The organism is Syntrophotaleaceae bacterium (genome assembly GCA_041390365.1).
In the GTDB taxonomy this organism is placed as follows: Bacteria; Desulfobacterota; Desulfuromonadia; order Desulfuromonadales; family Syntrophotaleaceae; genus JAWKQB01.
On the sequence record JAWKQB010000001.1, the window covers coordinates 1,044,057 to 1,057,481 of the forward strand.

At 60.1% G+C, this 13,425-nt stretch carries 9 protein-coding genes; 7 read left to right on the forward strand and 2 right to left on the reverse strand.

The genetic code is table 11. From position 1 onward, the window contains the following. Window positions 1-54: 54 nt before the first annotated feature. The 7 genes from R2940_04935 (at window position 55) to R2940_04965 (ending at window position 8,789) form a co-directional block, all read left to right on the forward strand. Window positions 55-1,293 (forward strand): GGDEF domain-containing protein, encoded by a 1,239-nt coding sequence (locus tag R2940_04935; GenBank protein ID MEZ4599118.1) that lies wholly within the window; start codon window positions 55-57, stop codon window positions 1,291-1,293. Between the two features lie 357 nt (window positions 1,294-1,650). After that, complete coding sequence (locus tag R2940_04940; GenBank protein ID MEZ4599119.1) at window positions 1,651-2,493, forward strand: secretin N-terminal domain-containing protein; 843 nt, start codon at window positions 1,651-1,653, stop codon at window positions 2,491-2,493. 163 nt (window positions 2,494-2,656) lie between these two features. Next, window positions 2,657-3,466, forward strand: coding sequence for a CpsB/CapC family capsule biosynthesis tyrosine phosphatase (locus R2940_04945; GenBank protein MEZ4599120.1), 810 nt, complete (start codon window positions 2,657-2,659; stop codon window positions 3,464-3,466). 8 nt (window positions 3,467-3,474) lie between these two features. Next, window positions 3,475-4,824, forward strand: a complete 1,350-nt coding sequence (locus R2940_04950; GenBank protein ID MEZ4599121.1) for a phosphomannomutase — start codon at window positions 3,475-3,477, stop codon at window positions 4,822-4,824. Between the two features lie 116 nt (window positions 4,825-4,940). Further along, a complete protein-coding gene (locus R2940_04955; GenBank protein MEZ4599122.1) occupies window positions 4,941-6,320 on the forward strand; it encodes a UDP-glucose/GDP-mannose dehydrogenase family protein in 1,380 nt (459 codons plus the stop codon). 3 nt (window positions 6,321-6,323) lie between these two features. Beyond that, window positions 6,324-7,334, forward strand: a complete 1,011-nt coding sequence (locus R2940_04960) for an NAD-dependent epimerase (protein MEZ4599123.1) — start codon at window positions 6,324-6,326, stop codon at window positions 7,332-7,334. Between the two features lie 135 nt (window positions 7,335-7,469). Then, window positions 7,470-8,789, forward strand: a complete 1,320-nt coding sequence (locus tag R2940_04965; GenBank protein MEZ4599124.1) for a nucleotide sugar dehydrogenase — start codon at window positions 7,470-7,472, stop codon at window positions 8,787-8,789. Between the two features lie 299 nt (window positions 8,790-9,088). Here the strand turns inward: R2940_04965 and R2940_04970 are convergent, their stop codons facing one another. Continuing rightward, window positions 9,089-12,085 (reverse strand): DNA polymerase III subunit alpha, encoded by a 2,997-nt coding sequence (locus tag R2940_04970; GenBank protein ID MEZ4599125.1) that lies wholly within the window; start codon window positions 12,083-12,085, stop codon window positions 9,089-9,091. A 23-nt stretch (window positions 12,086-12,108) separates the two neighbouring features. Next, a complete protein-coding gene (locus tag R2940_04975; protein MEZ4599126.1) occupies window positions 12,109-13,374 on the reverse strand; it encodes a DNA polymerase IV in 1,266 nt (421 codons plus the stop codon). Window positions 13,375-13,425 lie beyond the last annotated feature (51 nt).

A 13,425-nucleotide genomic window follows, 5' to 3' on the forward strand; every position in this document is an offset into this window, starting at 1 on the left:
TTCGGTTTTTTCGGAAAATCCCCTGTTCCATTTCCTTGAAACGAAGGTTGGTCCATGGCTCCTGCCACCGCCGTCATAGACGCTTCTCTCGACTTTAATGGCGATCCTCGGGTCCTGCTGCGAAAGTTTACCTGGGTGGGACTTCTTTGCCTTGTCGCCATTCTGGTGACGGCGACTTACGGCATCTTCCGCGTTTTTTCCTGGCAGTTGAAAAAGAGGATCGAAGAAAATGCCCCCGGGATCTGCCAGGTTGTCATGATAAAGGACAAGAAGAGCCTGATCTCGGTCGACGCCGCAGGACGAACCACGCTGAAACTCCCCGCGGCGGATCGACCCTTGTTTGATAAGCGGCTGCGAAACTATCTCGAATCCTTTGCTGCCGATTCAATGCGGGTTTATGATCTGGATTATCGAATCATCTACGAAACCTTCAACCAAAAAGCGGGGGAGTCGGGCCAACGGATTCCGGAATTGGCGGCCGCACTTTCCGGAACAACGGCCCATCGGCTTGAAAAGAACGTCCTTGCACCCGACCTCGAGGGAAACCTTCAGGGGCCCGCCGACCAGGTGGTCAGTTACATCCCCATCTGGGGCCGCAATCGTAGGGTTCTAGGCGCTTTCGAGATTCGCAAAAGCCTTGGGCCTTACCGTCACGAGATTGCCCGCCAGGTGGCTTTTTCGGCCCTGGTGCTGGGAGGGGTGCTCATTGCTCTTTTCGGCTGTATCTATATCATGGTTAAAAAGGGAACCGAGCGACTGGCCCGGGCTCAGGAGATTCTTCATTTTCTGGCAACCACCGATCCCCTGACCGGCGTTTTCAACCGCCGGGAGGTATTGGTAAAGGCCGACGCGAGTTTTTCCCGACGGGGAAGGGACTCCAACAACAGATCCAACCATGTCTTCGGTTGCCTGATGCTCGATTTCGACGATTTCAAAAACATCAACGATCGACATGGTCATCATGTCGGTGATCGGGTTCTGCAGGAACTGGCGACCCGGCTCAAATCGACCTTGCGGCCTTATGACATCGTCGGCCGCTTCGGCGGCGAAGAGTTCCTGGTGGTGATGCCCGAGACTACCTCGGAACAGTGCCGGGACATTGCCGAGAGATTGGGCCGGGCGGTCAGGGAAAAACCTTTTGTGGTCGACAACCTGGAAATCGAGTGTTCGATCAGTATCGGCGGGGCGACCGCCCATCCTTTCGATAAGGATGTCGCGAGTATTATTCAGAGGGCTGACGAAGGGCTCTATCAGGCAAAAAGACTGGGCAAGGATTGCGCTGCCTGGTGTTGATTATTCTGACGTATTTTTTGACTCACCTCCGGTAATTTCTGTAGGTCACTACCCAAAACCTGCATTCTGGTTTTGTTCCGCATCCAAATCTATCTTTGTTTTTCCCGGCGATTTCCTGAAAACCGATGAATCCTGAATCTCATCGGGTTCGACTCCCGACGAGCCTATCGAAACTGCCTTCTTGTCGTGCCCGCAAAGCCCTGAACTGAAGGAAGACTTGCCTGCTACCGTTTTAGATAAGCTGGGAGACTCCGGCTTTGTTGGCAGGAACTTTGCTAAGGCTGGAAAGGAGGAATTGTCAGTGCAAAGTCATGAAAGATTATGACTGAAGGCCTTCAGGTTTTGCAGGAGGAAAGGATGATCGGCGGTTGGACCAAAAGATGCCATAGCAATGCTCTGATTCTGCTCGTCCTGGGGTTTTGCCTGTTTTCGGTTCCGGCGAGAGCGGATATCAAGGTTTTGCATCTGCGACACATATCGTCCAATAGGGCACTACCAATGGTAAAGGATCTCATCGGCAGCAGCGGCAAAGTGACCGAATGGGAAAATAAACTGATCGTCAACGCCTCCCCGGAGGAGATAGCTTCTGTTGAGGAGGTTTTGAGTCAGATCGATGTGCCCCCTGTCATGCTGAAAATTTCAGTCAGACGAGAAAACCGCAGTGTTCTCGCCGGCCACGATAACCTGGGCCTTCCTCCCGTGGACCGTCCCCCTGGCAACAAGTCGTCAAATTTAAATCTCGGCAATTCGCTGGAAGAGACGGAATATTTTCTGCGGGTGCAGGAAGGGCTGCAGGGGTTTCTTCTGGTCGGTCAATCGGTGCCTTTCATCCGGGAAATGGCGGTTCTTGCCCATCGCCATGCCGGATATCGTCAAAATCTTGACTTTCAGCTTATCAATTCCGGGTTCTGGGTCCGCCCGGTTCTGGTAGGAGAAATGGCCCATCTGGACATCCGTCCCCATCTGGAAGGGTTTCAAAAAAATTCCGCCGGCCTGACCGGGATGCCAAGTCCTATCGACCTGCAGAACCTTGAAACATCAGTGCGGGTACCTCTTGGCCGATGGGTTGATATAGCGGGGGTGCTCAGGGAGGCCGATGAAATCTCCCGCGCTATCGTCACCTGGAAAACAGGCAACTCCCGGAAAGAAACTACCCTGTGGCTGAAGATCGACCGCCAACAGGACGATTTTCACGACTGATTTTAAATTGCCATTAATTTTCTTTTCTGCTATAAACACACGCTCCCTTTCGGGTTGTCGCCGAAACAGGCCGGAAAGGAAGCAGCGGCGGCTTGCTGCCTTGAAAAATAAGGATAGACTATCCGCTTGATAACTGAATTGATTCAGGCTTCAAAGGATTGAAATGATTGACTGGCACTGTCATATGCTGCCCGGAATCGACGACGGTCCGGAAACCATGGTCGAGTCCCTGGCTATGGGGAGAATGCTGGCCGCCGCCGGTTTTCGAGTCGTGCATTGCACACCTCACTGTATGTCCGGGCGCTATGATACAGGTCCCGATCAGGTCAGGGAACTGACCGAGCGGATGCAGCGCAACCTGCTTGCGGCCGGAATCCCTTTGCTAGTAAAACCGGGGATGGAGTATTATCTCGACGAAAATTTTCCCGAGAAATTGATAGATCCCCTCGCTTTGGGTGAAAGCCGTTTGCTGCTTGTCGAAATTCCCGGCAAGGCCGGAGTGGAAGTCATTCTGGAAAACGTATACCTTATTCTGCAAAGGGGACTTAAACCACTTTTCGCTCACCCCGAACGGTCCCCCCTGCTGAACGAGTCCCTTCCCGCAAAAAACAACGGGGTGCTGAGAAGCCGGATCGGAAAACTGTTCGGCAGGCGACTGCCTGCAACTCGAGGGGAACAGATGTCCTGTCATGATCTTCGCCTGACTCTGCAGGAGGCGGGGTGTCTGTTCCAGGGCAACCTCGGAAGTTTTGCCGGATGGTACGGTGCTGCGGTCCGACAGGCGGCTCAGCGCTTTCTTGAAAACGATCTGTATAGCCGTCTGGGCAGCGACGGGCACGGGTGTCGCTTTCTGGAAGGAAACCTGCTACCCGGACTGTCTCTGGTACGGGAACACCCAAGGGGTAACATTCTTCTCGACAGCCCGCTGCCCAGCGGTGTCACCCTGCAGACCCAGGAACCCGTCAACTGGTGAGTGTCACGATGAATCTGAAATGCTTCAAGGCTTACGATATTCGGGGAAGGATTCCCGAAGAGCTCAATGAAAATCTCGCGTTTCGCATAGGCCGGGCCTATGCCTTGTGGCTGGGACCGGAAAGGGTCGTGGTCGGACGGGATGTGCGGACTTCGAGCAAAGCGCTGTGCGATGCCCTGGCCGATGGACTTGTGGCCGGGGGCGTGGAGGTCGACGACCTGGGACTTTGCGGGACCGAAGAAGTGTATTTCGCGACCTTTTCGGAAAAGTTGTCGGGCGGCATCATGGTCACTGCCAGTCACAACCCTCCCGAATACAACGGCATGAAACTGGTCCGGGAAGGTGCCAGGCCGATCAGTGGCGACAGCGGCCTCCATCGACTGGGCGAGCTCGTTTCGCAAGGGGTTTTCCCGACAGTGAAAAAGAGTGGCGGCGTTCGCTCCTTGTGCACCCGCTCCGCCTATATAGATCATCTGCTCGGATATGTAGACCCTGAACGGCTTCAGCCCTTCAAAGTCGTGGTCAACGCCGGCAACGGATGTGCAGGACCGGTTGTGGATGCGCTGGAAAAACGTCTGCCTTTCACTTTCGTCAAAGTTCATCATGAACCGGACGGTACCTTTCCCCACGGCATACCCAACCCTCTGCTGCCGGAGAACCGTGCCGCAACCGCGGAGGCTGTCATCCGGTCCGGGGCCCAGGTCGGGATTGCCTGGGATGGCGATTTCGATCGCTGTTTCCTGTTCGATGAAGCCGGACGGTTTATTGAAGGCTATTACGTTGTCGGTCTGCTGGCGGAGGCCATGCTGCAGCAAACTCCCGGGTCCCGGATCATCCATGACCCGCGGCTGACCTGGAACACTCTCGATATCGTTCGCTCGGCAGGCGGAGTTCCGATCCAGAGCAAGACAGGGCACGCCTTCATCAAGGAACGAATGCGCGGTGAAGATGCCGTCTATGGCGGAGAGATGAGCGCTCATCACTATTTTCGCGACTTCGCCTACTGCGACAGCGGCATGATCCCCTGGCTGCTGGTTCTGCAACTCATGAGCAGTACCGGACGGACCCTGTCCGATCTCGTCGACGAAAGAATCGCCCTGTTTCCAGCCAGCGGCGAGATCAACCGTCGTCTGAAAAATCCGGAAGCCGCAATCGCCAAGGTCATGTCCCGCTTCTCTTCAGAGGGTCCGAGACTGGATCATACCGATGGCCTTTCCATGGAATTCCGGGACTGGCGATTCAACCTCCGCTGTTCCAATACCGAGCCGGTGTTGCGGCTCAATGTCGAATCCCGCGGCAACCGCACTCTGATGGAGGAGCGAACGGCGGAAATTCTTGGTATTCTGGACGGGGTATAAATTATTCACCAGGCTGTTGAAGAAAACTTGTTTTTGGTTGCTGTCAGCAGGAGAAATTTCATTTATCGGGCCGTTCTTACCACCAGGCAACGGCCTTTTTCCATCAGGAGTGTCCCATGAATCTGACCGTCATCGGAACCGGATACGTTGGACTGGTAACTGGCACCTGTTTTGCGGAGATGGGCAATACCGTCACCTGTGTCGACACCTCTGAAGAAAAGATCGCCGTGCTCAAGGACGGGCGGGTTCCCATCTACGAACCGGGTCTGGAACCTTTGCTGCACAATAACATTCGGGAAGGGAGGCTGCATTTCACGACCTCTTTGCCCAAGGCCATGGAAGATTGCCGCATCTTTTTCATTGCCGTCGGCACACCCGGCAACCATGACGGCAGCCCGGACCTGCGCCATGTGCTCGACGTTGCCCGGGAAATTGGCCGCTTCATGACCGAATATTGTGTGATTGTGGACAAGTCGACCGTCCCCGTCGGTACCGCCGACCAGGTCCGTGCGGTCATCCGCCATGAACTCCAGGTGCGCGGGGTGGAGATAGATTACGACGTCGTCAGCAACCCTGAGTTTCTGAAGGAAGGTGCGGCGATCGACGATTTCATGCGCCCTGACCGGATCATCATCGGCACCGAGAGCGAACGGGCCCGGGAGAAAATGCGTCAGCTCTATGCACCATTCAACATGAGTCGCGACCGCACCATCTACATGGGGGTGCGGGACGCCGAAATGACCAAATACGCCGCCAATGCCATGCTGGCAACCAAGATATCCTTCATCAACGAGATTGCCAACCTTTGCGACGAACTGGGCGTGGACGTGGAAAACGTGCGCCGCGGTATCGGCAGCGATTCCCGCATCGGATACTCTTTCATCTACCCGGGCTGTGGTTTCGGCGGTTCCTGTTTCCCCAAGGACGTCAGCGCCCTGATTCACATGGCGGAAAGTTGCGATTTCGACCCCAAGGTCCTGCGTTCGGTGATGGAACGCAACCAGGGGCAGCAGCGTGTGCTGTTCGACAAGATCAGCAGGCGGTTCGGCAGCGATCTCAGCGGCGTGACCGTCGGGGTCTGGGGGCTGGCCTTCAAGCCGGGAACCGACGACTTGCGCGAGGCTCCTTCGCTGGTGCTGCTTCACAAACTGATCGAGGCCGGCGCCCGAGTCAAGGCCTATGATCCCGTGGCCATGGATGCGGCCCGCAAAGTTCTTCCCCGCGCCTGGTTGGATAACTGCGACCTGGTGCTGACCGACCATCAGTACGACGCCCTCAGAGGGGCCGATGCCCTGGCCCTGGTCACCGAATGGAAGCCGTTCCGTACCCCCGATTTTCGCGCCATGAAAAAAATCATGCTGCAACCGATCATTTTCGATGGGCGAAATCAGTACGACCCGGAACAGATGCGGGAAGAAGGTTTCGAATATATAGGCATCGGACGGCGGGCTGAATTGGCGGAACAAGGGCTCGTTGGAGTCCAGTCCAGGAGGTGATCTGTGGCAAAAATTCTGGTGACCGGCCATGCCGGTTTCATAGGCTTTCATTTGACCCGCCGGCTGCTCGAACGGGGCGACGAGGTGGTCGGGCTCGACAATGTCAACGACTACTACGATCCCAGCCTGAAACAGGCCAGGCTCGATCTGCTCGCCGGCACGGATAATTACCGTTTCGTGCGGATGGACCTGGGTGACCGCAATGGCATGGCAAAGCTTTTCGCCGAAGAGGGGTTCGACCGGGTGGTAAATCTTGCGGCCCAGGCCGGCGTGCGTTACTCTCTGGTCAATCCTCACGCTTATGTCGACAGCAACCTGGTTGGTTTCATGAACATCCTCGAGGGGTGCCGGCACGGCGGAGTCAAACATCTCGTCTATGCCTCCTCGTCCTCGGTCTATGGTGCCAATACCAGCATGCCTTTTTCGGTCCATGACAACGTCGACCATCCCGTATCCCTGTATGCCGCGTCCAAAAAGGCCAACGAGCTGATGGCCCACACCTACGCCCACCTCTACAATCTGCCGGTCACCGGGCTGAGGTTCTTTACCGTTTACGGCCCCTGGGGGCGGCCGGACATGGCCCTGTTCCTGTTCACCAGGGCGATCCTGGCCGGGGAACCGATCGACGTGTTCAACTTCGGTAAAATGAGGCGTGACTTCACCTACATCGACGACATCGTCGAAGGTGTGGTGCGCACCCTGGATAAGACGGCGGAACCGAATCCTGCCTGGAACGGCGCCGACCCCGATCCCGGCACCAGCAGCGCCCCCAGCCGTCTTTACAACATCGGCAACAATTCCCCGGTGGAACTGATGTACCTCATCGAAACCCTGGAAAAGGCTCTGGGCAAAAAGGCCGAGAAAAACATGCTGCCCATCCAGCCCGGAGACGTCCCCGAAACCTACGCCGACGTCGACGACCTGTCCCGGGATGTGGGATTCAAACCGGCCACGCCGATTGAAGTGGGCGTTCAGAGGTTCGTGGAGTGGTATCGGGGGTATTTTGAGTTGTGAAGCGTGAAGAGTGCAGGAGGCAAAAGGCCCGAGGCCCGAGGTAGGGCTTGTTGCTGGTTTTTCGGTCCTGCCGTCCTTAAGGTCCTTACTGTCGCAGGCCTTTGGCCTTTTCAATGAAATGAATGGAGAAAAAGTATGATCATCGCCTCGGACATCATTTCCCGCAAAGCAAAAATCGCCGTAGTCGGCCTCGGTTACGTCGGTCTGCCTCTGGCCGCGGCTTTCAGCCGCAAGGCCGACGTGATTGGTTTTGATATCAGTCATGAGAAAATTCGGGAACTGCGCTCAGGTGAGGATGCTACCGGCGAATTGTCGGCGGAGGAGCTGGCCGCCAGTCCCATCGACTTCACCACGGATCCTGCCCGGCTGGGGGAGGCGTCTTTTCTCATCGTCACCGTGCCCACTCCCATCGACGATTACAAGAAGCCGGATCTGACCCCTCTGCAGTCCGCTTCAAGGACTATCGGTCGTCATATCCGTCCCGGCTCCATAATTGTCTTCGAATCCACCGTCTATCCCGGCGTTACCGAGGAGGTTTGCCTGCCGATCATAGAAGCTGAATCCGGCCTGGTCTGCGGGCGGGATTTCAAGCTCGGCTATTCCCCGGAAAGGATCAACCCTGGGGACAAGGTTCATACGGTCGACAAGATCGTCAAGGTGGTTGCCGGCCAGGATGCCGAAACCCTGGAAACGGTGGCTGCGATCTACGAGATGATTGTCATGGCGGGGGTGCATCGCGCTTCCTCCATCAAGGTGGCCGAGGCCGCCAAGGTCATCGAGAATACCCAGAGGGACCTGAACATCGCCCTGATGAATGAACTGGCCATTATCTTCGGCAAGATGGGGATTAATACCCGGGAAGTGCTGGAGGCGGCCGGAACCAAGTGGAATTTCCTCAAGTTCACCCCGGGTCTGGTCGGTGGCCACTGCATCGGCGTCGACCCTTATTACCTGACCTTCAAGGCTGAGGCGATCGGCTACAATCCGCAGGTGATCCTGGCTGGCCGCCGCATCAACGACGGCATGGGCAAGCATGTGGCCGAGAACACGGTCAAAAAGCTCATCGATGCCGATAAGGCAGTGAAAGGCAGTCGGGTGCTGGTGCTCGGGCTGACCTTCAAGGAAAACGTGCCCGACATCCGCAACAGCAAGGTGATCGATATCGTCCGGGAACTGCGGGAATACGGCGTCGAGGTCCTGATCCACGATCCTATTGCCGATGCCGAGGAAGTGCGCATGGAATACGGCGAGGAACTGGTCGATCCGGCTGCCGCCGGTCCCCTGGACGGCGTGGTCTGGGCCGTGGCGCACGACGTCTTCCGGCAGGAATTCACCCCGGCGAAGCTGAAGCAGCTGTGCAATTCCGGCAACGGTTGCGGGGTGGTGGCGGATGTGAAGGCCCTGCTGGACGGGGATGAAGTGCTTCGGTACAATCTGCGGTATTGGTGTCTGTAAAAGGCGGTCAAAAACGGTCCCGAGTCCCGAGTCCCGGGTCCCTGGTCCAAGGTCAAAGGCAAAAAGCCGATTTCGATCCCGATTTCGATTTCGATTTGGATTGCCAACCCCCAAAAACCCAACCCGAACTTTCAGAACAAATCGGGGGTTAACGGCTCGCTGAATCCTAGGATTATGGGTTTTTTCGAAAACGAAATCGAAATCGAAATCGCTATCGAAATCGGGCGTTGGCCTTTTTGGCTTTTCCTGCCTGGTCCCCTGCCCCTAGCCCCTGATCCCTAGGCCCTGCCCTCCAGCCCCTAATCCAAAAACCCCAACCATCCAACATTCACCGTGACCACTCCGAACTCCTCCTCGACCCTGCCTTTGACCAGGTAGGGGCGGGGATGGGCCAGTTTGCGGCAGAAGCGTTCGTAGACGGCGGGAAACAGGGTGGCGTCGAACAGGGCGCTCTGGTCCTCAAAGGTGACGAATTCCATCGGGCGGCCCTCGCCGGTGCGGATCGGCTTGCCGGTGACCCACCAGCCGAGCAGGGTGACGGGTCGGCCGACGTGGCGATGCAGGTCGGCCGCCCGGATGGCGCCGTGGCGGGCGGCGACCTCTTCCAGACCGTCGAGGGGATGGCGGGAGATGGGCAGTCCGAGGGTTTCCAGCTCCTGGATCCGACGGTCCGCCGGGTCGATGGGCGGCAGTTCCGGCGGCGGTGCGGCCGGAGCGGCAAACAGCGATCCTCCCGCGTTCGGTTGCCGGTGCCGGTCGAGCAGCTGCCAGATCAGGGTCGGCCGCCTTCCGGCTCCTTCCAGTTCATCGAAACAGCCCGCCTTGATCAGCTGCCGGACCTGTTCCACGGCCAGCTGCGGCAGGCGCTCCAGAAAATCACCAAAACCGGCAAAAGGTCCGTTGCGTTCCCGTTCCGCCAGCAGGTCGTCGACTGTTTTCCCGGTGAGGCAGGCGATCTGCATCAGGCCGACCCGCAGTCCGCGATCCCGCCCCTGCCAGGGCCGGTCGCTGGCGTTGATGTCGGGGGGCTGGATCGCCAGACCCATCCGCCTCGCCTCGGAGAGATAGCCGAGGGTGGAATAGTAGCCGCCGCCGTTACTGATCACTGCGGCCAGGAATTCCGCCGGATGGTTGGCCTTGAGCCAGGCCGATTTGCAGCTGACCAGGGCATAGGACGCCGAGTGCGGTTTGCAGAAGGAGTAGCCGGCGAAAGACAGCACCTGCTCCCAGACCTGCCCCAGCACCCTGTCGGGCACGTCCCGCCGCCGACCGCCGGCGATGAATCGCTGCCGGTAATCCTCCAGTTTTCTCCCCTTGTCCTTTTTGCTGATGATCTTGCGCAGACGATCCCCCTCGGCCGCCGAGAATCCGGCCAGGGCCATGGCGATCTGCGTGATCTGTTCCTGGTAAACGGCCAGACCGTAGGTTTCGCCGAGGATCGGCGCCAGGGCAGGATGCAGATGCCGCCAGGGTTTGCCGCGCATGCGGGCGACAAATTCGCGGATGAAGCGGTTGGCCGCCGGGCGGATGATCGACGAGGCCATGACCAGGTGCTCGAACAGGGTCTCCTCGTCGGGCAGCGCCGCACCGCCCCACATCTTGCACAGCAGCTGCCGGGTGGCCGGCGATTCGATGTAGAAGCAGCCCATGGTTTCGCCGCGGCAGAGCAAAGTGCGGGTCCTGCGGTCGGCGAGGGGCTGCCAGCGGCGATAGTCGATCTCCCGGCCGGTGTTCTTTCGGACGGCGGCCAGGGCATCGCGGATCACCGCCAGGGAGCGGTTGCCGAGGATGTCGATCTTCACCAGACCGGCCGCCTCGGTCTGGTCCTTCTCCCACTGGATCAGGGGGCGGCCGGAGGCGGACATCTCCACCGGAACGTAGCGGCGGATCTCCTCCGGCACCACCACCAGGCCGCCGCAGTGCTGGGCCAGGTGCCGGAGCTGGCCGTCCAGCCTTCCGGCGATGGCGATGATCCTCTGCCAGTCCTCGCTCAGCTGTTCGCCGCGGAACAGGGGATGTTCGGCCAGGGCCTGCACCCCTTTGGACGGAGACCAGTAGCCGGACAGACGGGCGGTAAGATCCTTGATTTCGTCGGCGGGCAGGCCGAAGACCTTGGCCACCTCGCGCAGGGCGCCGCGGCTTTTGAAGCCGACCTGATTGGCGACCATGGCGGCGCGATCCTTTCCATAGCGGGCGAAGGCGAAATCGAGCACATCGTCCCGCTCGTCCCAGGGGAAATCGATGTCGATGTCGGGTGGATCGGTGCGCCCTTCGTTGAGAAAACGCTCGAAGAAAAGGTTGTAGCGCAGGGGATCGACGTGGGTGATGCCGAGGCAGTAGGCCACCAGGGAGGCGGCGGCGCTGCCCCGGCCGCAGGTGCGGGGCGATTGGGCGGCCAGCTCCTCCACCACCAGGAAGTAGTGGGCGAAGCCCTTGTCGCGGATCAGACTCAGCTCCTTCTGCATGCGCTCCTCGATCCGTTCGTTCAGGCGGCCATAACGCCACAGGGCGCCTTTGCGGGCGCGCCGTTCCAGCTCCATGGCGGCCTGGCGGTCTTCCAGTCCCCGGAAGCGGGGGAAGATGGTGGCGGAGAAATCCCAGTCGGTGCAGCAGGCGTCGGCGATGGCGACGGTGTTGGCCAGGCCCTCGGGGCAGTGGGGGAAGCGATCGGCCAGTTCCCGCTCCGGCAGCAGCCGGTCGCTCGGCCGGGCGCAGTCCGCTTCACACAGCCGGTCGAGGGTGGTGTTGCCGGCGATGGCGCGCAGGGTGCGGTGCAGCAGGTAGTCGCCGGGATGCAGCAGCAGGGCGCGACTGGTGGCCACGGGTGGCAGCCCCAGGCGGCGAGCCAGTTTCAGGGCGGTTTCCGGACCGTGCCCGGGAGAAAGTTCGACATGGAGCCCGTCGCGGTCCCGTTGCACCAGTTGCTCCAGCAGCACGGCGTCGTCGCTGATGACGAAAAGACCCTTCCGCCGGGCCGCCAATGCCTGGCACAGATCGAAGGGATCGTCGGTATGCAGAGCCGACAGCAGCCGGCAGAGATTGGCATAACCCTCTCGATTGCGAGCCAGCAGCAGCGCCCGCCGCCCGCCGCTGACCGCCTCGGCGCCGACCAGCGGCGCGATGCCGGCTTCACGGGCCGCCTCGACAAAGCGCGGGATGGCGTACAGCCCGTTGCGGTCGGTCAGGGCCAGCCGCTCCATGCCCATTGCCCGCGCGGCGGCGCACAGCACCTCCGGCGAGTGCAGGCCCCAGTTGGGGGAGAGGGCGGAGTGAAGGTGAAGGTGGGTGAAGGGCATGGCTACAGGCTTCGGGTTACAGGCTACAGGTTAAAATCGCAATCTTGGCGGCTGGCAGACCGATCGGTCGGATCGGAACGATCGGTCTGATCAGCCGGATTATCGCCAGCCGCCTCACTCCTCACTCCACCACCACACCGTCCCCAAACCACCGCCTTCGCGCCGAACCGGGCGCGCAGGGTGTCGAGGGCCGTCTGCAGGGCGTCGTGGTGCAGCTCCTGTTGCGGTTCGGCAAACAGGTCCAGCTGACGGATCAGCGGCACCAGCCGCTCGCAGGCGAGGCGCAGAGAACGCAGGCGCACCCGGCGGCGCCAGGCGTGGTGCAGCAGACCGTCGGCGGCATCCATCAGGTCCAGGTCGTAAAACAGGGGGACGGGGCCGCTGCGGGTCCGTTCGTCGGTGAGGCCGTCGACGTAGCGCAGGGTCAGGCGCAGCCGGGTGGTGCTCCGGGCCAGATGGCGCAGGCGCAGGCCGCAGGCTTCGGCCAGACGGCCGAGGGCGGCGCGGACCGCCGGTTCGTCGTTGGCGGCGCGTTCCAGCAGGGCCTCCTCCGCCAGCGCGGAGCTGCGTTGGGGCGGGCGCACCGGGCTGGGGTCGATGCCGAGGGCCCGCTGGTGGAACAGGGCGGCGAAAGAGCCGCAGACCGGTTCCAGCTGGGAGACGGACAGGGCGGCGATCTGTTCCACCCGGCGCAGGTTGAGATCGGCAAGCAGCCTCTCGGCGCGCAGGCTGCCGATGCCCGGCAGCACCGAAGCGGGCAGGGGGCCGATGAAGCGGCTTTCGCTGCCGCGCAGCACGTCGCAGATGCCGGGCCGGTCGAGATAGCCGGCAGCGATGCGGGCGATCAGCTTGTTGCCGGCCACGCCACAGGTCAGCGGCAGCTGCAGGCGGTCGGCGACGTCCCGTTCCAGACGGCCTGCCACATCGAGGGGCGAGCCGAGCAGGCGCCGGCTGCCGGTCAGATCGAGAAACAGCCGGCCGTCCGCGGCCGGTTCCCACAGGGGACTGCAGGATGAGGCCAGTTCGGCGAAGTTCCGCAGGGCCCTGCAAGCCAGTTCCGGCTGGGGCGGCAGCAGTTGCAGGGCCGGACAGCATCTACGGGCCAGCCAGGCATTCATGCCGGGCCGCACGCCGTCGCCCCGGGCTTCGGCGGAAACGCAGCGCAACAAAGCGCGGTCGCCACTGCCGGCCGCCACGGCCAGCGGCCGGCCAGCCAGGGACGGGTCGGCGGCCCGCGCCAGGGCGACGTGAAAATCGGGCACCGCCAGGTGCAGAATGTCACGAATCATAATTTTAGATTTTTCCAAATCGAAATCGAAATCGGGTGTGAGCTTTTTCCC